Below are 21724 nucleotides of genomic sequence, written 5' to 3'. Positions count from 1 at the left end.
ATAAAGCACCCTTTTGGGGAGGTGAGATTATGACAGAAACAAATAAAAAAGACGCATCGCTGGAAAATGAAAACACTGAAGATAAAATTCTGGAAGAAACGCCAGAGGCAGAAGTGATTTTTGCGGAAGAAGAAGTTGAAGTAGAAAATGCTGAGACACCTTCTGAAGAAGACAGCAAACTAGCTGATTTAGAAGCAAAATATAATGAATTAGAAAATCGTTACTTGCGTTTACAAGCTGATTTCGATAATTCAAGGCGCCGTGCCCGCTTAGATGCGGAGGCTGCCCAAAAATATAGAGCTCAGAGCCTTGCTTCTGATTTATTAACTGCTCTTGATAATTTTGAACGAGCAACGAAGGTAGAAGCAAACAATGAGCAAACAAAGTCATTGCTATCTGGAATGGATATGGTTTATAAAGGCCTGCTGGAAGCATTGAAGAAAGAAGGCATTACGCCTATCGAAACGGTGGGAAAAGAATTTGATCCCCACCTTCACCAAGCTGTCATGCAAGTAGAAGACGACAGTTTTGATGCGAATGTAGTAGTTGAAGAATTCCAAAAAGGTTACATGTTGAAGGACCGCGTCTTGCGTCCAGCAATGGTTAAAGTGAACGGATAAGCAGTCCGAATTACATATTAAATAGGAGGTTACTTTAATGAGCAAAATTATCGGTATAGATTTAGGTACAACAAACTCTTGTGTATCCGTACTTGAAGGCGGAGAGCCAAAGGTTATTCCAAACCCAGAAGGCAACCGTACAACACCATCAGTCGTAGCATTTAAAAACGGCGAACGTCAAGTTGGGGAAGTAGCGAAGCGTCAAGCAATCACTAACCCTAACACAATTATGTCTGTTAAACGTCATATGGGTACAAACCATAAAGTTGAAGCAGAAGGAAAAGAATATTCAGCTCAAGAAATTTCAGCAATCATCCTTCAGTACTTGAAATCATATGCTGAAGAATATCTTGGAGAAAAAGTAACGAAAGCTGTTATTACAGTTCCTGCTTACTTCAATGATGCTGAACGTCAAGCTACTAAAGATGCTGGTCAAATTGCCGGTCTTGAAGTAGAACGTATCATCAATGAACCGACTGCTGCAGCTCTAGCTTACGGTTTAGATAAAACAGAAGAAGATCAAACAATCCTTGTATTTGACCTTGGCGGCGGAACATTCGACGTTTCTATTATGGAATTAGGCGATGGTGTATTCGAAGTTAAATCAACTGCTGGTGATAACAGACTTGGTGGAGACGATTTTGACCAATTAGTTATTGATTATCTAGTAGCTGAATTCAAAAAGGATAACGGCGTTGATCTTTCAAAAGATAAAATGGCATTACAACGTTTGAAAGATGCAGCAGAAAAAGCGAAAAAAGATCTTTCTGGTGTCACTTCAACTCAAGTATCTTTACCGTTCATCACGGCTGGAGAAGCTGGACCCCTTCACCTTGATGTTACATTAACACGAAGCAAATTCGATGAAATCACATCTGAACTTGTTGAGCGTACAATGGGACCTACTCGTCAAGCATTGAAGGATGCAGGTTTAAGTGCTTCTGAAATTGATAAAGTAATCCTAGTTGGTGGATCAACTCGTATTCCTGCTGTAGTTGAAGCAATCCGTAAAGAAGTTGGTCAAGAGCCAAGCAAAGGCGTTAACCCTGATGAAGTAGTAGCAATGGGTGCTGCAATTCAAGGCGGCGTGTTGACTGGTGATGTTAAAGACGTTGTTCTTCTTGACGTAACTCCACTTTCATTGGGAATTGAAACAATGGGAAGTGTGTTCACTAAATTAATCGACCGTAACACAACGATTCCAACAAGCAAATCACAAGTGTTCTCAACTGCAGCTGATAACCAATCAGCAGTTGATATCCACGTTCTTCAAGGTGAACGCCCAATGGCATCAGATAATAAAACACTTGGACGCTTCCAATTAAGCGACATTCCGCCAGCTCCACGCGGTGTACCGCAAATTGAAGTAACATTTGATATTGATAAAAACGGTATTGTTAATGTACGTGCGAAGGATCTTGGCACAAGCAAAGAACAAACCATTACAATTAAATCATCTTCAGGTCTTTCTGATGAAGAAATCGACCGCATGGTTCGTGAAGCAGAAGAAAATGCTGAAGCTGATAAACAACGTAAAGAAGAAGTAGAACTTCGCAACGAAGCAGATCAGCTTGTCTTCCAAACTGAAAAGACGCTTAAAGATCTTGAAGGTAAAGTAGACGAAGAAGAAGTAACAAAAGCTAACGAAGCAAAAGAAGAATTAAAAGCTGCTATCGAGAAGAATGAAATTGAAGAAATCCGTGTGAAAAAAGACGCGCTTTCTGAAATCGTTCAAACCTTAACAGTTAAGCTTTATGAAGAAGCTGCTAAAGCACAGCAAGCTGCAGAAGGCGGAGCTGAACAAGGCCCTGCTGATGATAATGTGGTTGATGCTGACTTCACTGAAGTCGACGACGAAGAAAAGAAATAAGTCGGTCTAATTAAATGTACCGATAAAAAAAGTCAAAGTCAGGTTCTCTTGGCTTTGACTTTTTTGATTGCAAAAGGGTATTTAAATACTTAAAACAGGCTGTCAAGTAATGGCGAAATTTGTCGGTCTTCCTATAACAGATGCTTGCGCTTATTAGAGATAGAGTGCTATTATTATTTTTATGTGAATCGGATCGGGAGTGAATAATAAATGAACAAAAGAGATTATTATGAAGTGCTTGGAGTTTCAAAAAGTGCTACAAAAGATGAAATTAAGAAAGCCTACCGTAAGCTCTCTAAACAATATCATCCAGATATTAATAAGGCTGCGGATGCGGATGAGAAATTCAAAGAGATCAGCGAAGCTTATGAAGTTTTAAGTGATCAGCAAAAGAAAGCTCATTATGATCAATTTGGTCATACGGATCCGAATCAAGGCTTTGGTCAAGATTTCGGAGGCGGCGGCGGTTTCGGTGGGTTTGAAGATATTTTCAGCTCATTCTTCGGAGGCGGCGGCGGTCGACGCAGAGATCCAAATGCACCGCGTCAGGGTGCGGATCTTCAATATACAATGTCACTTAAATTTGAAGAAGCTGTGTTTGGTAAAGACACAACAATTGAAATCCCGCGTGAAGAAGAGTGTAAAACGTGTAAGGGCTCCGGCGCTAAGCCTGGTACAAAAGTTAATACATGTTCACATTGTCAAGGTACGGGTCAGTTAAATGTTGAACAAAATACGCCATTCGGCCGAATTGTTAATAAACGTTCATGTCATCACTGCCAAGGAACAGGAAAAATCATTCCAAACAAATGTTCAACCTGTCATGGTGATGGAAAAGTTAAAACGCGTAAGAAAATTGAAGTTAAAGTTCCAGCAGGTATCGATGATGGCCAGCAGCTGCGTGTAACTGGACAGGGTGAACCAGGTGTTAACGGCGGCCCTCCAGGCGACTTATACGTTGTATTTTCTATCCGCAGCCATGAGTTCTTTGAACGCGATGGCGATGACATCTATTGTGAAATGCCGATAACCATAACTCAAGCAGCACTTGGTGATGAAATTGAAGTACCTACCGTTCATGGTAAGGTTAAATTGAAAATTCCGGCTGGTACACAAACAGGAACACGCTTCCGTTTAAAAGGAAAAGGTGCACCGAATGTCAGAGGGTATGGTCAAGGAGATCAGCATGTTGTGATCTTGTTGGTTACACCGCGTAAGCTAACTGAAAAACAAAAGCAGCTGCTTAGAGAATTCTCTGAAATCAGCGGGCAAAACGCTCCTGATGAGCAAGAGCAAAGCTTTTTTGCAAAAGTGAAACGTGCTTTTAAAGGCGATTAAGTACTAGGGGAGTTGGTAGATTATGAAATGGTCTGAATTTACAATCCATACAACAAACGATGCGGTAGAACCGGTTTCTAATATTTTACATGAGGCGGGTGCTAGTGGAGTCGTTATTGAAGACCCTCAGGAACTTTACAAAGTAAGAGAAAACGTTTTTGGGGAAATCTACCAGCTTGACCCTGCCGATTATCCAGAAGAAGGCGTTATTGTTAAAGCCTATCTGCCTGTAAATAGTTTTCTTGGTGAAACCGTGGAAGAAATTAAAGAAGCCATTAATAATTTGCTGTTATTTGATATCGATCTCGGGAAAAACTCGGTTTCAATCAGTGAGGTTAATGAAGAAGAATGGGCTACAGCTTGGAAGAAATATTATAACCCAGTTAAAATTTCTGAGCGGTTTACCATTGTTCCAACGTGGGAGGATTATACTCCGGTTTCAAGTGATGAATTAATTATCGAACTCGATCCTGGGATGGCGTTTGGAACAGGAACTCACCCGACAACCGTTATGTGTATCCAAGCATTAGAACAGATCGTCAAACCGGGTGACTTAGTGGTGGATGTCGGTACAGGATCTGGAGTTTTAAGTATTGCGGCAGCACTGTTAGAGGCGAAACATATTCAAGCGCTAGATTTGGATGAAGTAGCCGTCAATTCAGCAAGAATCAATGTTAAGCTCAATAAGGTTCAGGATCGTGTGGATGTTTCCCAGGGGAATTTACTCGATGGCGTTAACGAACAAGCGGATATCGTAGTGGCTAACATTTTGGCTGAAGTCATTATGCGCTTTACTGATGACGTAGCAACAGTTGTTAAACCAGGCGGTTATTTTATTGCCTCGGGTATTATTAATCCAAAGAAACAAGACGTAAAAGACGCTATTATTGCTTCAGGTTTTACCATTGAAGAAACCATCTTGATGGAAGACTGGGTTGCGTTGATTGCTAAAAAAAATAACTAATTTTCAAATGGCGCGCATTATCGATTTGATAATGATAGCGCCATTTTGTTATGATAAAGTAAATGTTCGCTAATTTTACCAACAAGTGGGTGTAACTGTGCAGCGATATTTTGTACCAATGGAAAGTTTTACTGAATCATCTGTAACGATAACGGGTGATGATTTTCATCATATTGTCCGTGTGATGCGAATGGAAGCAGGAGACACGGTGATTGTCGTACAGCCGGGAGGACAGGCTGCTATTGCTGAAATTAAAACAATAACTGATGATGCGGTGTTGGCGGATGTTATTGAATGGACTCAGGAAGAGAAAGAACTTCCGGTAAGACTGAGTATTGCCAGCGGACTGCCAAAAGGCGATAAGCTAGAATATATTGTCCAAAAAGGAACCGAACTCGGAGCTTTTTCCTTTTTCCCTTTCCAGGCAGCACGTTCGGTAGTCAAGTGGGATGAAAAAAAAGCTGGTAAGAAAACCGAGCGTCTCCAAAAAATCGCCAAGGAAGCGGCTGAGCAATCACATCGTACAGTAGTGCCTGTTGTGAATGAACCAGTCACTTTATCAGGGTTGATTGAACGCGCTCAAGAGTATGATTATAAGTTGATTGCCTTTGAAGAATCGGCCAAGCAGGGTGAAACTGCTAAACTGGCATCTACTTTGAAAGTAATCAAACCTGGACAATCCATTTTGTTTGTCTTTGGACCGGAAGGCGGAATAACAGAGAAAGAGCTGGACAAGCTGGTGGGAGCAGGATTTACTGCTTGCGGGCTGGGTCCAAGAATTTTGCGTACAGAAACAGCACCGCTGTATGCGCTTGCTGCTGTTTCTTATCATTTAGAACTTTTGGGGTGATGATATGTCGACTGTTGCTTTTCATACGTTAGGCTGTAAAGTAAATCATTATGAAACCGAAGCTATTTGGCAATTATTCAAGGCAGAAGGCTATGAGCGTAAGGAATATGAATCAACTGCCGATGTTTATGTTATTAACACATGTACCGTTACGAATACCGGAGATAAAAAAAGCCGGCAAGTAATCCGCCGGGCCATCCGGAGTAATCCAGATGCTGTGATTGCGGTAACGGGATGTTATGCTCAAACGTCTCCAGCAGAAATCATGGCCATTCCAGGCGTTGATATTGTTGTTGGTACACAAGACCGTACAAAACTATTGGGGCTGATCGAGCAATTTAAGGTAGAACGGCAGCCAATCAATGGTGTGCGCAATATCATGAAAACGCGGGTTTATGAAGAGTTGGATGTTCCGGCATTTACTGATCGGACTCGTGCATCCTTAAAAATTCAAGAAGGCTGCAATAATTTCTGTACATTCTGTATCATTCCATGGGCTCGTGGGTTAATGCGTTCACGTGATCCGCAGGAAGTTCTTAAACAAGCACAGCAATTGGTTGATGCAGGATATAAGGAAATTGTTTTAACTGGAATCCATACGGGTGGATATGGTGAAGACATGAAGGATTATAACCTTGCCATGCTGCTTCGTGATTTAGAAGAACAGGTTCACGGTCTTAAACGGATTCGGATTTCCTCGATTGAAGCAAGTCAAATTAGTGACGAAGTCATTGAAGTCCTCGCTAACTCAAAAAAAGTAGTGCCGCATCTCCATATTCCGATTCAGTCTGGTTCGGATACAGTGTTGAAACGGATGAGACGGAAGTATTCAATGGACTATTTTGCAGATCGTCTTGTAAAATTACATAAGGCACTCCCAGGGTTAGCGGTTACCTCTGATGTTATCGTTGGTTTTCCTGGTGAAACGGAAGAAGAGTTTCTGGAGACCTATCATTTTATCAAAAATCATAAATTCTCTGAACTACATGTATTTCCTTATTCAAAACGGACCGGAACACCGGCTGCTCGAATGGAGAATCAAGTAGATGAAGAAATCAAAAATGAGCGCGTCCACCGGCTAATCACGTTATCTGATCAACTGGCCAAAGAATATGCATCCCGTTATGAAGGTGAAATTGTTGAAGTGATTCCCGAAAATCGTTTCAACGAAAACCAAGAACAGGGTCTATACGAAGGATACACAGATAACTATCTGAAAGTTGTCTTCCCAGGATCAGAAGAGATGATTGGTGAAGTCGTCAAAGTAAAAATCACAAAATCAGGCTACCCATTCAGTGAAGGACAATTTGTCACAATTGTCCGCGAACTAGAAGGCAACCTTGCAATTGGATAAAGCGGAAAGCTATCGAGAACCCCTCGATAGCTTTTTTTGTGTGGTTGGAGAAGAATGGGCGTTTGTAGCCTGGTTTGTTGGGCGTTGTGGAGCCGAGACTTCGCTCATTCAGCATGTTTTGAATGAGTCACTAAAAGCACTGAAATCGAAAAGCGAAAGAGCTAGATACCCTTTTTTAAAAAGCCAAAAAGCTCAAGAATAATCCAGAGTTAAAGCAGAATCATCTTAAGTTCAGAAGAATAAACCCAAGTTTCGAAAGAAATAGAGCTTCTAGCTTGGTAGTTGCAGAGCCGAGATATCACTCTCTGTTGGAGCACATCGTCGTAAAAAGCTCGTGTTTGAAACGAACAAACATATCAGAATGAAGGAATTCGTTTCATCATATGCTTATTTGAAACCAATAAAGGAAGAAATGGGGTAAACCGAATTGCCAGATTAATTAGTTCAAGGGGGTGCATTGAATGAAAAAGGATAGGATGAATGGAATATTGATCGGTCTATTTTATATAGTTGCTGCCATCAGTGCTGTTATTGCTGTGGTATTATATCAGCCGTTACTATCAGAAGATTGGTATATGGCAACGGTGAAGAGTTCGGAAACTGCCATTTTAGTTGGTGTAATGAATGACATCTTGCTCATTGTGGCTGCGGTTGGAACAGCAGTTATGTTATTTCCATATGTACGACTATGGAATGAACATTCAGCATTAGCCTATCTTTGTTTTCGGTTTATGGAAGCTGTTTTCATCGCGATTGGCTTAGTGAGTATATTAGGTTTGCTGAGCCTTAGTTCTAATCATGAAGTTGGAAATATGGCTATTGAAGAAATATATCACCACATAGGAAGCGTACTTCAATCCTTTCATTCTTGGACTTCTGTGTTGGGACCGAATTTGATGCTCGGCTTGAATACACTCCTCTACAGTTATTTATTATATAAAACGGAAATCGTACCCAAGTGGCTAGCGATATTTGGAATGCTGACGGCTGTTACGGTATTCCTTGCAGGCTTACTTAATATGTTTGATATCATTGGCTCATTCTCTACTCTAAAAGGACTTATCGCTCTGCCACTCGGAATCTATGAGTTGAGTTTGGCAACCTGGTTAATCGTGAAAGGCTTTAATGCCGAGAAATTAGAAAAATTAAGAGAGAGCAAGCGCTAAGATAATGAGTTAATAGTAAAAATCACCTACACCAAACCACTTTATCATTCATCATGTTTTATTCAGAATGTGTAACAAAAGAGCTAGATACCTTATTTTAAAAAGCCCAAAAGCGGCTGGGGAAGAATCTATATGAGGGAAGAATTATCCCAAGTTGGGGAAGAATAAATCGGAGTTGCGGAAGAATGGAAGCCCGGAGCTCCATTTTTTGGTGGTTACTAAGCTGAGACTTCACTTATTCAGCATGTTTTGTTGGATTTTAGGTTAATTTAATCATGATTCACAAAAATTACCCAATTAGAAATTCGTTTTTTAGTAGACAGTATGCTATTATGAAGAGGTACGTACAACCCACTTATTTTTGGGAGGAATGTTTAAATGGCACAAAATGTAGCCGGTCTCATTGACCATACTTTATTAAAAGCAGATGCAACTAAGGATCAAGTTACGGTAATTTGTACCGAAGCAAAGGAACATCATTTTGCATCGGTTTGTGTAAATCCAACTTGGGTAAAATATTCAAGCGAACAACTTCAAGGGTCTGATGTAAAGGTTTGTACAGTTATCGGATTCCCTCTAGGAGCTAACACACCAGAAACAAAAGCATTTGAAGTGAAAAATGCAATTGAAAATGGTGCACATGAAGTTGATATGGTTATTAATATCGGCGCGCTTAAGGACAAGGATTACGAGCTAGTTGAACGTGATATTCGTGCGGTTGTAGCTGCTGCTACAGGTAAAGCCTTAACGAAAGTTATCATTGAAACTTCGTTATTAACTGAGGAAGAAAAAATTCGCGCTTGTGAACTTGCTGTTAAAGCAGGAGCTGACTTCGTGAAAACGTCTACTGGATTCTCTACAGGCGGCGCAACTCCTGAAGATATCGCGTTAATGCGCAAAACTGTAGGACCTGATCTTGGAGTTAAAGCTTCAGGTGGTGTCCGTAATACAGAAGATGCTAACAAAGTTATTGAAGCAGGTGCAACACGTATCGGCGCTAGTGCTGGTGTTTCTATCATCAAAGGACTTACAGCTGATTCTGATTACTAAGAATACCGTAAAAAGCGCAGCCCTCTATTTTAGAGAGCTGCGCTTTTTTTAATTGAAAACATTCACCAATATTACTAAACAGAATACAGTAAAGGGTATGTGTTAACTAGGATCGTTTGTTATTTTAGAGGGAACTTCTGCCTCCATGTATTCGCAAAATTAAACGAGCATATTGTTTTGCAAACGGAAGGACAGCAAGTGATGTTATGAGATTAAAGAGCAGGCTTGCGTGTGCAAGCTGTAGTGCTTTTTCCGAAGTGAAGTAGGCAGTGGTATTTTCAAGGAGACCGATAAACGGGAGAAAAGACAGGACGCCAAATAAGTTCAGCCATATATGTGAATAAGCAGTTAGAGTGGCTTCTCTTCCTGAACCGATACTCGCCATGTAGCCAGTAATGCAGGTGCCGATATTAGAACCGAGCATAATCACAATAGCGGAGGCAACGCTCAAGTCTCCCGCGGCAACAAAGCTCATGGCTAAGCCAACGGTGGCTGAACTTGAATGAATAATCGCGGTGAGCGTTATCCCGATTAGCAGCGCAAAGCCCAAGTGATTCTCAATGAGCGCAATTATTTCCGAAGCTGCGGGGAAGGCTGAAATGGGGCCGGCAAGGGTTTTAAAGCCGCCCATTGCTGCGAAAATGGCGCTGATTCCAATGAACGCCGTTCCAATGCTTTTAGGTAAGTGATGGGGAATTAACCAAAGCGCGGCTCCGATAATGATGCCGGGAACAATCCAGCGATCCATTGGAAAAGCCATGAATTCAGTGGTAAAGGTCGAACCAATATTGGTACCGAGTATAATGCCGATTGTTTGCGGAAAAGTCAGTGCTCTTGCTGCAACTAATCCGACAGCCATCACCATGACGGCTGAACTGCTCTGAAGAATTCCTGTAAAAAAAATACCTGCTAGGAAGCCTTTCCAAGGTTTATTTGTCACGAGCGCAAGAAAAGATTTTAACCGCTCACCTGCAGCATTAAATAATCCAATGCGGAGGACAAACATCCCAGTTAAAAACATAATAATATATAAAAAAAATAATAATAAAACCTGCACGGCCTTCACCCCTCCTATATTCTATGGACGGGCATGGTAAAAATGCTTTTTTTTGCCGGAGGAATGATTATTTTTATAGAAAAAGGGTATATATATAGCATTATCCAACTATATCTCAAAAAATTGTCTTATTATTGAGTTGACCAGTTGTTATGCATATATTATAATGGTTTAGTACATGTTATAACATGTTGCCAACTATGAGTTAGTGTGTTGTTTTCGGAGGGAGGGAAAGAGATGTCTAAAACCGTCGTTCGTAAAAACGAATCACTTGAAGATGCTCTTCGTCGTTTCAAAAAGACTGTATCTAAAGCAGGATCGCTTCAGGAAGCTAGGAAGCGTGAGTTCTATGAAAAACCAAGTGTTAAACGTAAGAAGAAGTCTGAAGCTGCTAGAAAACGTAAATTCTAAGAGAGGGTGGAAATATGAGTCTTCTCGAGCGTTTAAATAATGATATGAAACAAGCGATGAGAGATAAAGCCAAGGATCAACTATCTGTTATACGGATGCTTAAGTCTTCACTTCAAAATGAAGCACTTAAAAAAGCAGACCGTGAGCTAACTGAAGAAGAAGAATTGACAATACTTTCTCGCGAATTAAAACAACGCAAAGACTCCCTCCAAGAGTTTGAAAACGCCGGTCGTATAGATCTCGTGGATAAAGTCCGAATCGAAATAGGTTACGTTGAGGCATATATGCCCAAGCAACTCTCAGAGGAAGAAGTTTCTAACATCGTTTCTGAAACGATCGAAGAGATTAATGCTTCGTCTAAAGCAGATATGGGGAGAGTTATGGGAGCTTTAATGCCGAAGCTAAAAGGCAAAGCAGATGGTTCTCTAATTAATAAATTAGTACAACAACATCTATCCTGATCTCAAAACCAAACCATAGGCATATGCCTGTGGTTTTTTGCTTTACCCTGAACTAGTATACTTTTGCAAAGAAAAATTATTCAAAGTATAGACTTTAAAGCATACTAGTACATAATAAAGCCTCAAATTGAGTCTTTGCGGAGGATAAAGGCTTCACTTTTTTAGTCTAGTTCCGTCGCCTAGCCCGCTGTGGAAAAGATGAGCGTCCTCAAAAGGGAAGAGCTCCCTTTTGGTCCGCTCCCTATTTCCTTCGCAGTCTGAACAAGGCGACTTCACTTTATTTTCTAGTTACGCCGCCTAGCCCGCTGTGGAAAAGATGAGCGTCCTCAAAAGGGAAAGAGACCCTTTTGGTCCGCTCCCTATTTCCTTCGCAGTCTGAACATGGCGCCTTCATTTTATTTTTAAAAAATGAAACTTTTTTGTTACTGGTTCGTAATAATAGGTAGGGCTTAATTTATTTTAGTGAAAGGGGGGAATCTCCTTGAGTGCACGCCTATGGGTTGGTTTGACTACGCTCTCGGCCCTGCTGGTTATATTTTTGCTGCCGAATTTTGTGTCGGCGAAAAATGAGCTGGTGTACGTTGTTCCGATTGAGGAAACGGTTGAGGATGGATTATCTTCATTTATTGACCGTGCTCTTGATAAAGCTGAAGAGGATCAGGCAAAACTGGTTATTTTCGAAATAAATACACCAGGGGGACGGGTCGATTCGGCTGCGAAGATTGCAAAGCGAATGACCAGTTCGAAAGTCGAAAGTATTGCCTTTGTTAATAATGAGGCGTTGTCTGCAGGTGCTTATCTTTCACTGAATGCGGACAAAATATATATGGTTCCTAATTCGACGATGGGTGCTGCTGCTGTGATTGACACAGCTGGGAATACAGCTGGTAAGAAGGCTCAATCTTATTGGACTGCGGCAATGAGGACGGCGGCAGAACAAAACAACAGAAATCCACTTTACGCTCAGGCGATGGCTGACGAAGATATTGATCTTCCGGAGTATGGTGCTGAAAAAGGGAAGCTGTTGACGTTTACGGCATCTCAAGCGTTAAAGGCGGGCTATAGTGAAGGGACGGTAAAAAATCAGGAGGAGCTGTTAACTAAGCTTGGTCTCGAAGACGCTGATGTGCGTTATATTGATGAGAGCATGGCTGAAAAAATAGCAAGATTTTTGACTAATCCGCTGGTTATCCCAATCTTGTTAACTATTGCCGCGATAGGGATTGTTGTTGAATTATTCTCACCTGGATTTGGCATCCCGGGGTTTGTTGGGATTACTGCTTTGCTTTTATATTTTTATGGTCATTTAATTGCTGGCGCTGCTGGTTATGAAACCATTGTGTTGTTTGTCTTGGGTGTCATTTTATGTCTTCTTGAGCTGTTTGTACCGGGTGGGATTGTTGGTTTACTTGGGTTTGGGGCGATTATTGGAAGTCTATTTATGGCTTCGGATGACCCTGTTTTAATCGGGATTTCATTATTAATTGCGATAACCATTGCGGTTTTGGCAGCTATTCTAATGGTAAAGGTGTTTGGGAAAAATATGAATTTTTTCAAGAAGATTGTCCTAACTGATTCAACCAATAAAGAACAAGGTTATGTATCAAATGTAACTAGAGTTGATCTGCTTGGCTTAACTGGCAAGACGATGACAGATTTGAGACCTGCGGGAACGGCGATTGTCGGCAATGAACGTCTGGATGTTGTTTCTGAGGGAAGTTTTATTAAAAGAGATACCTTTATTGAAGTAGTTAAGGTTGAGGGATCGCGTATTGTGGTTCGTGAAGCCAAAACAATATAACAAGTTAGGAAGGATGAGTACATTTGGATTCTACGACAATTATGTTACTGTTGGCAATCGTTGCGATTGTCATTGTATTAGCGGTATTATTTACCTTTGTTCCTGTTGCACTTTGGATTTCGGCATTAGCCGCGGGGGTTAAAGTATCTATTTTCACATTAATCGGAATGAGGCTTCGTCGAGTCATACCAAGTCGAGTTGTCAATCCGTTGATTAAATCACATAAAGCGGGATTGAACGTATCAACAAACCAGCTTGAAAGTCATTATTTAGCCGGCGGGAATGTTGACCGAGTTGTCAATGCGTTGATTGCAGCTGAACGTGCAAATATTGATCTTCCGTTTGAACGAGGCGCTGCCATTGACTTGGCTGGACGTGATGTTCTGGAAGCTGTACAAATGAGCGTTAATCCAAAAGTAATTGAAACGCCATATATCGCTGGTGTCGCGATTAACGGGATTGAAGTAAAGGCGAAGGCAAGAATTACGGTTCGTGCAAATATCGAACGTCTTGTCGGTGGTGCGGGTGAAGATACAATTATTGCTCGTGTTGGTGAAGGGATTGTTTCGACAATTGGTTCTGCTAAACGACATACAGACGTTTTAGAAAATCCAGATATGATTTCTCAAACTGTACTAGGTAAAGGCCTTGATGCGGGTACTGCATTTGAAATCCTCTCGATTGATATTATGGATGTTGATATTGGTAAAAATATTGGTGCGATGCTTCAAACTGACCAAGCTGAAGCAGATAAGAAAATTGCGCAGGCGAAAGCAGAAGAACGTCGTGCAATGGCTGTTGCCGAAGAACAAGAAATGGTTGCTCGTGTTCAAGAGATGCGTGCAAAAGTTGTTGAAGCTGAAGCCGAAGTACCACTTGCAATGGCTGAAGCGCTTAAATCTGGAAACATGGGTGTCATGGATTATATGAACATTCAAAACATCTCTGCTGACACAGATATGCGTGATTCCATTGGAAAAGGAAATAAAAAAGACAAAGATAAGTAAACAGTAATGAGGAAGGAAGGTGTTTGAATGGAGGTCCTCATTGACTTTTTCGTCAGAAACCCTTGGCTGCTTATTATTGTGATTGGGATTATTTCCTCGCTTTCGGGGAAGAAAAAGAAACCGGAACAGGAACAGGAACAAGGTCCCAACCGGCCGGCTAGACCACAGCAGCGGCCAACTGTACGAGAGGTATATCGTCAGGCGATGCAAGAAATAACGGAAGCTTCTAAGCCTCAGGTGGATGAAGCTTCGACGCTGATGGAGGAAGAGTTTTCTCGGAACCAAGAGCAAAAAGCTGACTTAGAGCGGGCGAAGCTGTATCAGAAGAAGCAGCAGCTTGAACGAATAAAAGCGGCTAAACCTGTGGTTTCTATTGAAGATAACAGCAGTCCGATCTATAACACGAATTTACAATTCGATCAGCAGCGATTAGTTGATGGAATCATCATGTCCGAAGTACTTGGGCCGCCGCGTGCTAGAAAGAATATGAACCGTTCTGGTGTTAGGCGTTAAATCTGAAAAATAACTGTGCTAGAACCCTCTTTTATCTCATACATTGAGATGAAAGGGGGTTCTTTTTTATGACGCGAACTTGGAGGCAACGCTTTAAGCAACTAGTCGTACGCACAATGGACCTTCCTCAAGATGTCATAATGGACCTGCCGCGAATTACGATGATCGGTCAGTTACATATTTACATCGAAAATCACCGAGGGCTGCTTGCTTTTTCGGAAACTGAGGTGAGACTGATGCTTAAACATGGTCAGCTTTTAATCAGTGGAAGTGCTCTCGTCATCAAGACGATTTTACCTGAGGAAATTTTAATTGAAGGTAAGATCGATAAGGTGTTATTTATAAACGAGTAATCTTGGGGAGGTATACCCTTGAAGAATCCATGGACAAACTTACTGACAGGCGTGGTAAAGGTCAAGGCAAATGGTAAGGGAACAGAACGTTTATTAAATAAATTGATCAAGGCTAACGTTCACATTTGGGATGTAAAGCGTAAGGATGCGGAATCCATTATCTTTACAATCGACTATTCTGAGGTTTTTAAGCTTAGGCAGGCGGTTCGTAACAGCGAGTGCAAGGTATCTTTTATATCTGGAAGCGGCGGCCCTTTTTTCCTTAAACGAGTGCAGAAAAACAGCGGCTTTATTGTCGGGTTACTCGCTTTCTTATTGTGTATATTCATTTTGTCCAATATGGTGTGGGGAATCAAAATTTATGAAGCGGATCCGGCTACAGAACATGAAATTCGAAAAGAATTGGATTCGATAGGTGTCAAAGTCGGGAAGATTCAATTCTTTCTGGACAGTCCAGAGACGATTCAGCGGAAACTGACTGAATCCATTGGAAGACTGACGTATGTAGGGGTGGATTTAAAAGGGACAATCTATCACCTAAAAGTTGTTGAGAAAAAACAACCAGAGGAAGTTATTCGGACAGGTCCTCAACATTTGGTGGCTAAGAAAAAAGCGATTATTACCGATATGCTGGTCGAGAAAGGACAAGCTAAGGTTAATGTTCATGATTATGTCACGAAAGGCCAGTTACTCGTCTCCGGCATTATTGGTAGAGAAGAGAAGCCTGAAGTGGTTTCTGCTACAGGGAAAATTATGGGCGAAACATGGTATAAGGCTACGGTTAAAATGCCGCTGAAAACACGATTTTCTGTGTATAACGGGGACGAATATAGTAACTATTACCTAACAGGGGGAGGTTATTCCCTTCCGGTTTGGGGATTTAGTCATCCAACTTATAAGCAATTTGAAGAAGAAACAGTCAGCCGTCCTTTTCATTTTTTACAATGGGAGCTGCCAATCGGTTTCAAAACAAAAACAAAAAGAAGTAAGGAAGTCATCGTTCGTGAGTACACAAAAGAACAGGCGGTTGTTCAAGCAAAGATGATGGCTAAAAGTGATTTGGAGAAAATACTGGACGAAGATGCGAATATCGTTGGAGAGAAAATTTTGCATGAGCGATTCGACAATGGTAAAATTATCTTATCGATTCACTTTCAGGTTATAGAAAATATTGCGACTGGGCTACCAATCATTCAAGGAGACTAACGAATGTCAGAAGATGTGAAAGTTATCAATTTAGAACTTGAATCACCCAATGAAGCATTAGCTCTTTTGGGCAATGGAGATGCGAATGTAAAAGTTCTTGAAAATGAGCTGAACATATCCATCATTACAAGAGGCGAAGCAATTGCAGTCGCAGGTGAGCTGTCTCAAGTAGAGGCTGCACAAAGTATTTTAACAGCATTGTTATCCGTGATTCGCCGAGGAATTAACATTAGTTCAAGAGATGTGGTTTATGCCATAGAATTATTTGGTAAAGGGACAATTGAATATTTTAGCGACCTTTATGAAGAAGAAATATCTCGGACTGCTAAGGGAAAGATTATTCGGGTTAAAACACTTGGTCAACGACATTATATCCATTCAATCCGCAAACATGATCTCGTATTTGGGATCGGTCCTGCAGGTACAGGAAAAACCTATTTGGCGGTTGTGATGGCGATTAACGCCTTGAAAAACGGCGAGGTTAAACGAATTATCTTAACAAGGCCGGCTGTAGAAGCAGGAGAGAGTCTAGGCTTTCTTCCAGGTGACTTGAAGGAAAAGGTTGATCCTTATTTAAGACCGCTGTACGATGCCCTTCATGACCTCCTTGGGCTGGAGCAAACACAACGAATGATCGAACGAGGCACGATTGAGATTGCTCCGCTTGCTTATATGAGGGGCCGAACACTAGACGATGCTTTTGTTATTCTAGATGAAGCGCAAAATACGACTCAGGCACAAATGAAGATGTTTTTAACAAGACTTGGGTTTGATTCGAAAATGGTCATCACGGGTGATCGTTCGCAGATTGATTTACCAAAGGGTGCCAAATCCGGGCTGCTGCGAGTAGAGGAAATCCTAAAAGGGGTTAAAGGCATTTCGTTTATTTATCTAGAGCAGAGTGACATTGTACGTCATCCACTAGTTGCCAGAATTATTTCTGCGTATGAAGAAGCGAATGAATAAGCATGTTCTGACCGTCATTTTTGGCGGTTTTTTTGTACCTCTTCACTAGGAAAGATGAAAGTTAATGAAAAAACTGTTATGATTTTACATAATTACTTTAAATTACATCTTTGTCTGTGGTTGACAGGAGGGAAAGCTTTGGGAAACGTACAGCGATATCTGGCGAAAGTAAAGGAACTGTTAGGAAATAGGCTGTTTAAACTGTTGTTATTTCTTTTGGTTGGCGTATTCAGCTACATAATGATGGTCTCGAATGTTACTCCTGAGAAAATAAATGTAAAACTGCTGGAGCCTGCTGAACAAACCATTAGAGCTACAAAAACGGTTGAAGATACATATCAAACCGAGTTAGAAAAGGATGAGGTAGCGAAGCAAGTTCCAGATGCATATACCTTGAAAAAAGAATATGCCCAGAATAAAGTTGATTTGATTTCTTCGATATTTGATTCGGGCCTTGAGGTCAAAAAAGAAATAGAAGATGAAGATGTAGAAAAGGCTAAGGAAAGTATTCCTGAACAGGCAGAGTCGTTGAAGGAAAAACTGACGGAAGAGGTAGCGAATGATCTTTCTGACTCAGTCTTCACCTCGCTGGTTAAGGCAAGTGAGCAGGAATTAAGAATTTCGAAGGACCTGACCATCACAGTCATTAATAAGGTCATGACGTCGTCTATTCCATCTAATGAAGTTGAAAATGCTAAGAGAAGGGCTGAAGAGGATCTGAAGCTAACCAGCCTCACGAAAGAAATGAAGCGAACGTCCATTGAGCTGGCACGATATGCGATTATTCAAAACTACTTTTTTGATCAAGAAAAAACAGAAGAGCAGCGGAGAAAGGTCATTGAAAGTGTCGAACCCGTGAAGATTCTTCAAGGGCAGATTATTGTTGAAGAAGGGCAATTAGTTGATCGTGAAATATATAGACAGCTTGAATTAGCTGGTTTCTTGAATGCGGAGGACAGTGTGCTTCCTTTCCTTGGTTTAGCATTATTTATCTTTGTTCTGATGGGTGGGTTTTATTACTATTTCCGCAGTCCAGATGCTGTGAAAACCAGTCAAAGTAATCAGATGCTGATCTTTATCATTACCTTTATGATAACGCTTGGAACAATGAAAATTATTAGTATGGTTGAGGAATTAAAATATGGTGAAATCTCATTTTTCTTTCCAATCGCTATGGCGGTTATGTTGGTAAGAATATTGCTAAATGAGCGGTACGCTATTGCGATGGCGGTTATTCTGGCCGGTTTTGGGACAATCCTCTTTAATGTCCATATACCAGGGAATTTAAACTTCTCTGTAGGTCTTTATTTTTTACTCAGTGGAATCAGTGCGATCATCATTCTGTCTAAGCGAAATTTTCAAGCTAAATTACTACAAGCAGGTCTTTTGCTTTCGGGGATGAATATTGTCATATTATTTGCGATTTTATTGATTACAAATGGTCATTATTCAGAGATTGAATATCTTTTCTATGTGCTGGGAGCTGGTATTTCCGGAATTGGGTCTTCAATCTTGACCATCGGTTTGCTGCCGTTTTTTGAAGCAGGTTTTGGGATTTTGTCCTCTTTAAAGCTGATTGAGTTATCGAATCCAAATCACCCGCTGCTGCGAAAAATACTAACCGATGCGCCTGGCACCTATCATCATAGCGTAATGGTTGCTAACTTGGCAGAAAGTGCCTGTGAAGCCATTGGGGCAAATGGGCTGCTTGCACGAGTTGGCTGTTATTATCATGATATTGGCAAAACACGCCGGCCGCAGTTTTTTATCGAAAATCAGCTGAATCAGGATAATCCACACGATAAACTGCCGCCAGGAACAAGTAAAGATATTATTATTGCTCATGCTGTTGATGGTGCGAATATGCTTAGAAAGGCAAAATTCCCGACTGAAATTGTTGATATTGCTGAGCAGCACCATGGAACAACCCTCCTAAAGTACTTTTATCATAAAGTGTGTAAAGATGGAGTAGAAATTAATGAAGCAGAATATCGTTATCCAGGCCCGAAAGCCCAAACAAAGGAAATAGCTGTTATTGGCATTGCTGACAGTGTTGAGGCGGCCGTTCGTTCCATGAATCATCCTACACAAGAAAAGATCGAAGAATTAGTCAAACAGATTATAAATGATCGAATACATGACAAACAGTTCGCAGAATGTGATATAACTATGAGGGAATTAAGTATAGTTCAGGACTCTTTATGTGAATCATTACATGGGATCTTCCATTCACGAATAGAGTACCCGGAACTGTCTAAATTAGAACAGAAGGTGAAAGCATGAAGGTAGTTATTGATTTTTTAGATGAAACCAACGAAGTATCGGAAGCAGCAATCATGCTCGTAGACAACATACTTCAATTTGCAGCTGAAGCAGAGTCAATCGAAGAAGGAAGCGAGCTGTCTGTTTCCTTTGTTGACAATGCTCGTATTCAAGAAATCAACAAGGAATTCCGTGAAAAGGATGCAGCCACAGATGTTATTTCCTTTGCAATGGAAGAAATGGGAGAGGACGAGTTAGCGATTGTTGGTGCTGATATGCCAAGGGTTTTAGGGGATATTATCATCTCAATCGAACGAACGAAGGAACAAGCGGCTGAATATGGACATTCCTTTGATCGTGAACTTGGCTTTCTCGCGCTGCATGGTTTCTTGCATTTATTAGGATATGACCATATGACTAAAGAAGATGAAACAGTCATGTTCACTAAACAAAAGGATATCTTAGCGGCTTATGGGCTATCCAGGTAGAGATAGACGACACCCGCTTTATAAAAGTTTTGTGTTTGCCTTTCAAGGGATATTTGAGTCCATGAAAACGGAAAGAAATTTACAGATTCATTTCACCGTCGCTGTGATTGTCGTATTTTTTGGTTTTTTCTTCAAGCTTTCGACCGTTGAGTGGTTGTTTGTATTGCTTGCCATTGCGGGAATTCTCACGCTTGAATTACTTAACACGGCAGTAGAACGAGTCGTGGACTTGGCGACAGACCAAGTTCATCCGCTGGCTAAGCAGGCGAAGGATTTCGCAGCAGGTGCGGTTTTGATTTATGCGATATTTTCTGTCATTATAGGGTTATTAATCTTTGTACCAAAAATTATTGATTACTTGGATCAATCAATAAGTCTTTAAAAAATAAACGTTTGTGAGTACAATGAGAGGGAGATGTGAAATGGAAACATCCCGTTTAATTGAAGAAGCAAAGATTGCACGAGAAAGAGCGTACGTACCTTATTCTAAGTTTAAGGTTGGCGCGGCTTTGTTGACCACTGATGGAAAGGTGTACCATGGCTGTAATATCGAAAACGCTGCGTATTCTATGTGTAACTGTGCAGAGCGTACGGCGTTATTTAAAGCTTACTCTGAGGGAGACAAGGAGTATGCGGCTATTGCAGTTGTGGCTGATACGCCAGGTCCGACTGCTCCGTGCGGGGCTTGCCGTCAAGTCATTTCAGAGCTGTGCCCGCGCGATATGAAAGTTATTTTAACAAACTTAAACGGAGACATCAAAGAACTTACAGTAGAGGAATTGCTTCCAGGAGCTTTTTCACCGGAGGATTTAAATGGATAAATTAGTAAGCGATACACAGGTAAAAGGATTTAAATCAGGTTTTATTTCGATTATTGGCCGTCCAAATGTCGGTAAAAGTACGTTTTTAAACCGCGTAATCGGGCAAAAAATTGCCATTATGAGCGATAAACCGCAGACAACACGTAATAAGGTTCAAGGGGTATTAACAACTAACGATTCGCAAATGATCTTTATCGATACACCAGGTATCCATAAACCAAAACATAAACTTGGCGATTTCATGATGAAGGTTGCTACGAATACACTTAAAGAAGTCGATTTAATTCTCTTTATGATAAATGCGGTTGAAGGTTTAGGACAAGGCGATCAATTTATCATCGAAAAGCTGCAAACAACAAAGACGCCTGTTTTCTTAGTGGTTAACAAAATCGATCAGCTGCACCCAGATGACCTGCTGCCATTGATTGAAAAATACCAAAAGCTATACCCGTTTACCGCAATTGTTCCAATTTCAGCGCTTGAAGGAAATAATGTGGAAACACTGCTTGAACAAATTAAAGTACACCTGCCAGAAGGACCGCAATTTTATCCAGCTGACCAGGTAACTGATCATCCAGAGCGTTTTATTATTTCTGAATTAATTCGTGAAAAGGTATTGCACCTTACACGGGAGGAGATTCCACATTCAGTAGCAGTGGCAATCGATTCGATTAAGAAAATGGATAATAGCGATACCATTAATGTAATGGCAACGATTGTGGTTGAACGTGATTCCCAAAAAGGCATTGTTATCGGCAAGCAAGGCAAGATGCTTAAAGAAGTGGGCACGAGAGCAAGAGTTGATATTGAGAATCTGCTGGGTTCTAAGGTCTTTCTTGAAATGTGGGTAAAGGTTCAAAAAGATTGGCGTAATAAAGCGTCACAGCTGCGTGACTTTGGTTTTAATGAAGATGAATATTGATAATTAACAAAAATTACGTCTCATGAAAATCGATACAAGGGTCAAGATAATCTTAAGGTCGGAGCCTTAAATTTGCTAGTCGGAAGGTGGGCTTAAAATGTTGAATTTTACCTGGAACGTGTTCAGCCAAACTGGTAATTTGGATACGTATCTTCTATTCAAGGAGATAGAGGTGGAAGGACAAGACAAACCCGATACAGACGAAGATCTAGCTTTAATGGATTCTATCTCTTAGATGATTCTT

General features: G+C 40.9%; 24 protein-coding genes. 23 read left to right on the top strand and 1 reads right to left on the bottom strand.

Translation table 11 applies throughout. The features are described from left to right. Positions 1–29 precede the first annotated feature (29 nt). The 9 genes from grpE (at position 30) to deoC (ending at position 9212) form a co-directional block, all read left to right on the top strand. The gene (gene grpE, locus MHI18_RS06065) at positions 30–620 is read left to right on the top strand and encodes a nucleotide exchange factor GrpE (protein WP_340846493.1); all 591 of its coding nucleotides are present in this window, start codon (positions 30–32) and stop codon (positions 618–620) included. A gap of 37 nt (positions 621–657) precedes the next feature. After that, positions 658–2490 carry a molecular chaperone DnaK gene (dnaK, locus tag MHI18_RS06060; protein WP_340846492.1) on the top strand — a complete coding sequence of 611 codons (1833 nt, stop codon included), beginning with the start codon at positions 658–660 and terminating at the stop codon, positions 2488–2490. Between the two features lie 210 nt (positions 2491–2700). Beyond that, positions 2701–3828 carry a molecular chaperone DnaJ gene (dnaJ, locus tag MHI18_RS06055; protein ID WP_340846491.1) on the top strand — a complete coding sequence of 376 codons (1128 nt, stop codon included), beginning with the start codon at positions 2701–2703 and terminating at the stop codon, positions 3826–3828. Positions 3829–3850: 22 nt separating this feature from the next. Beyond that, positions 3851–4792 carry a 50S ribosomal protein L11 methyltransferase gene (prmA, locus tag MHI18_RS06050; RefSeq protein WP_340846490.1) on the top strand — a complete coding sequence of 314 codons (942 nt, stop codon included), beginning with the start codon at positions 3851–3853 and terminating at the stop codon, positions 4790–4792. Between the two features lie 97 nt (positions 4793–4889). After that, positions 4890–5642, top strand: coding sequence for a 16S rRNA (uracil(1498)-N(3))-methyltransferase (locus MHI18_RS06045; RefSeq protein WP_340846489.1), 753 nt, complete (start codon positions 4890–4892; stop codon positions 5640–5642). 4 nt (positions 5643–5646) lie between these two features. After that, positions 5647–6996, top strand: coding sequence for a tRNA (N(6)-L-threonylcarbamoyladenosine(37)-C(2))-methylthiotransferase MtaB (gene mtaB / locus MHI18_RS06040; RefSeq protein ID WP_340846488.1), 1350 nt, complete (start codon positions 5647–5649; stop codon positions 6994–6996). Next, entirely contained in the window at positions 6989–7198 is a 210-nt protein-coding gene (locus MHI18_RS06035; RefSeq protein WP_340846487.1) for a hypothetical protein, read from the top strand. The genes mtaB and MHI18_RS06035 overlap by 8 nt, the downstream gene beginning before the upstream one ends. A 259-nt stretch (positions 7199–7457) precedes the next feature. Beyond that, complete coding sequence (locus tag MHI18_RS06030; RefSeq protein ID WP_340846486.1) at positions 7458–8162, top strand: DUF4386 domain-containing protein; 705 nt, start codon at positions 7458–7460, stop codon at positions 8160–8162. Between the two features lie 378 nt (positions 8163–8540). Continuing rightward, on the top strand, positions 8541–9212 hold the full coding sequence (gene deoC, locus MHI18_RS06025) for a deoxyribose-phosphate aldolase (RefSeq protein WP_340846485.1): 672 nt from the start codon (positions 8541–8543) through the stop codon (positions 9210–9212). Between the two features lie 124 nt (positions 9213–9336). Here the strand turns inward: deoC and MHI18_RS06020 are convergent, their stop codons facing one another. After that, positions 9337–10269: a Na/Pi symporter gene (locus tag MHI18_RS06020; protein ID WP_340846484.1), complete on the bottom strand. Its 933-nt coding sequence runs from the start codon at positions 10267–10269 to the stop codon at positions 9337–9339. Between the two features lie 237 nt (positions 10270–10506). Here MHI18_RS06020 and rpsU point away from each other — a divergent pair, with 237 nt between their 5' ends. The 14 genes from rpsU (at position 10507) to MHI18_RS05950 (ending at position 21715) form a co-directional block, all read left to right on the top strand. Beyond that, entirely contained in the window at positions 10507–10680 is a 174-nt protein-coding gene (gene rpsU, locus MHI18_RS06015; RefSeq protein ID WP_340846483.1) for a 30S ribosomal protein S21, read from the top strand. Positions 10681–10694: 14 nt separating this feature from the next. Then, a complete protein-coding gene (locus tag MHI18_RS06010; protein ID WP_340846482.1) occupies positions 10695–11141 on the top strand; it encodes a GatB/YqeY domain-containing protein in 447 nt (148 codons plus the stop codon). A gap of 481 nt (positions 11142–11622) precedes the next feature. Further along, a complete protein-coding gene (locus MHI18_RS06005; protein ID WP_340846481.1) occupies positions 11623–12942 on the top strand; it encodes an NfeD family protein in 1320 nt (439 codons plus the stop codon). Positions 12943–12983: 41 nt separating this feature from the next. Then, a complete protein-coding gene (floA, locus tag MHI18_RS06000; RefSeq protein WP_445669984.1) occupies positions 12984–13949 on the top strand; it encodes a flotillin-like protein FloA in 966 nt (321 codons plus the stop codon). Between the two features lie 27 nt (positions 13950–13976). Beyond that, the gene (locus MHI18_RS05995; RefSeq protein WP_340846479.1) at positions 13977–14462 is read left to right on the top strand and encodes a hypothetical protein; all 486 of its coding nucleotides are present in this window, start codon (positions 13977–13979) and stop codon (positions 14460–14462) included. Positions 14463–14530: 68 nt separating this feature from the next. Next, positions 14531–14815, top strand: a complete 285-nt coding sequence (gene yqfC / locus MHI18_RS05990; RefSeq protein ID WP_040376663.1) for a sporulation protein YqfC — start codon at positions 14531–14533, stop codon at positions 14813–14815. An 18-nt stretch (positions 14816–14833) separates the two neighbouring features. Further along, positions 14834–16021, top strand: a complete 1188-nt coding sequence (gene yqfD / locus MHI18_RS05985) for a sporulation protein YqfD (protein WP_340846478.1) — start codon at positions 14834–14836, stop codon at positions 16019–16021. Positions 16022–16024: 3 nt separating this feature from the next. After that, positions 16025–16987 carry a PhoH family protein gene (locus tag MHI18_RS05980; RefSeq protein WP_340846477.1) on the top strand — a complete coding sequence of 321 codons (963 nt, stop codon included), beginning with the start codon at positions 16025–16027 and terminating at the stop codon, positions 16985–16987. Positions 16988–17125: 138 nt separating this feature from the next. Continuing rightward, positions 17126–19270 carry an HD family phosphohydrolase gene (locus MHI18_RS05975; RefSeq protein WP_340846476.1) on the top strand — a complete coding sequence of 715 codons (2145 nt, stop codon included), beginning with the start codon at positions 17126–17128 and terminating at the stop codon, positions 19268–19270. Beyond that, positions 19267–19737, top strand: coding sequence for an rRNA maturation RNase YbeY (gene ybeY, locus MHI18_RS05970; RefSeq protein ID WP_340846475.1), 471 nt, complete (start codon positions 19267–19269; stop codon positions 19735–19737). The genes MHI18_RS05975 and ybeY overlap by 4 nt, the downstream gene beginning before the upstream one ends. Next, complete coding sequence (locus MHI18_RS05965) at positions 19721–20119, top strand: diacylglycerol kinase family protein (RefSeq protein ID WP_340846474.1); 399 nt, start codon at positions 19721–19723, stop codon at positions 20117–20119. The genes ybeY and MHI18_RS05965 overlap by 17 nt, the downstream gene beginning before the upstream one ends. 40 nt (positions 20120–20159) lie before the next feature. Next, complete coding sequence (locus MHI18_RS05960) at positions 20160–20558, top strand: cytidine deaminase (protein WP_340846473.1); 399 nt, start codon at positions 20160–20162, stop codon at positions 20556–20558. Then, a complete protein-coding gene (gene era, locus MHI18_RS05955; RefSeq protein WP_340846472.1) occupies positions 20551–21480 on the top strand; it encodes a GTPase Era in 930 nt (309 codons plus the stop codon). The genes MHI18_RS05960 and era overlap by 8 nt, the downstream gene beginning before the upstream one ends. Before the next feature lie 97 nt (positions 21481–21577). Then, positions 21578–21715 carry a YqzL family protein gene (locus tag MHI18_RS05950; protein ID WP_340846471.1) on the top strand — a complete coding sequence of 46 codons (138 nt, stop codon included), beginning with the start codon at positions 21578–21580 and terminating at the stop codon, positions 21713–21715. Positions 21716–21724: the final 9 nt, after the last annotated feature.

It is taken from the genome of Peribacillus sp. FSL H8-0477, from assembly GCF_038002765.1.
Lineage (GTDB): Bacteria > Bacillota > Bacilli > Bacillales > DSM-1321 > Peribacillus.
This window is presented reverse-complemented; position numbering and strand designations above follow the sequence as displayed.

Excerpts from the sequence above, each read along its gene's own strand:
- floA (WP_445669984.1), top strand. The coding sequence starts at position 12,984 with ATGTTACTGTTGGCAATCGTTGCGATTGTCATTGTATTAGCGGTATTA.
- MHI18_RS05960 (WP_340846473.1), top strand. The coding sequence starts at position 20,160 with ATGGAAACATCCCGTTTAATTGAAGAAGCAAAGATTGCACGAGAAAGA.
- MHI18_RS05950 (WP_340846471.1), top strand. The coding sequence starts at position 21,578 with ATGTTGAATTTTACCTGGAACGTGTTCAGCCAAACTGGTAATTTGGAT.
- MHI18_RS06010 (WP_340846482.1), top strand. The coding sequence starts at position 10,695 with ATGAGTCTTCTCGAGCGTTTAAATAATGATATGAAACAAGCGATGAGA.
- prmA (WP_340846490.1), top strand. The coding sequence starts at position 3,851 with ATGAAATGGTCTGAATTTACAATCCATACAACAAACGATGCGGTAGAA.
- MHI18_RS05995 (WP_340846479.1), top strand. The coding sequence starts at position 13,977 with ATGGAGGTCCTCATTGACTTTTTCGTCAGAAACCCTTGGCTGCTTATT.
- yqfC (WP_040376663.1), top strand. The coding sequence starts at position 14,531 with ATGACGCGAACTTGGAGGCAACGCTTTAAGCAACTAGTCGTACGCACA.
- grpE (WP_340846493.1), top strand. The coding sequence starts at position 30 with ATGACAGAAACAAATAAAAAAGACGCATCGCTGGAAAATGAAAACACT.
- era (WP_340846472.1), top strand. The coding sequence starts at position 20,551 with ATGGATAAATTAGTAAGCGATACACAGGTAAAAGGATTTAAATCAGGT.
- rpsU (WP_340846483.1), top strand. The coding sequence starts at position 10,507 with ATGTCTAAAACCGTCGTTCGTAAAAACGAATCACTTGAAGATGCTCTT.
- deoC (WP_340846485.1), top strand. The coding sequence starts at position 8,541 with ATGGCACAAAATGTAGCCGGTCTCATTGACCATACTTTATTAAAAGCA.
- ybeY (WP_340846475.1), top strand. The coding sequence starts at position 19,267 with ATGAAGGTAGTTATTGATTTTTTAGATGAAACCAACGAAGTATCGGAA.
- MHI18_RS05965 (WP_340846474.1), top strand. The coding sequence starts at position 19,721 with ATGGGCTATCCAGGTAGAGATAGACGACACCCGCTTTATAAAAGTTTT.
- dnaK (WP_340846492.1), top strand. The coding sequence starts at position 658 with ATGAGCAAAATTATCGGTATAGATTTAGGTACAACAAACTCTTGTGTA.
- MHI18_RS06030 (WP_340846486.1), top strand. The coding sequence starts at position 7,458 with ATGAAAAAGGATAGGATGAATGGAATATTGATCGGTCTATTTTATATA.
- dnaJ (WP_340846491.1), top strand. The coding sequence starts at position 2,701 with ATGAACAAAAGAGATTATTATGAAGTGCTTGGAGTTTCAAAAAGTGCT.
- MHI18_RS05980 (WP_340846477.1), top strand. The coding sequence starts at position 16,025 with ATGTCAGAAGATGTGAAAGTTATCAATTTAGAACTTGAATCACCCAAT.
- mtaB (WP_340846488.1), top strand. The coding sequence starts at position 5,647 with ATGTCGACTGTTGCTTTTCATACGTTAGGCTGTAAAGTAAATCATTAT.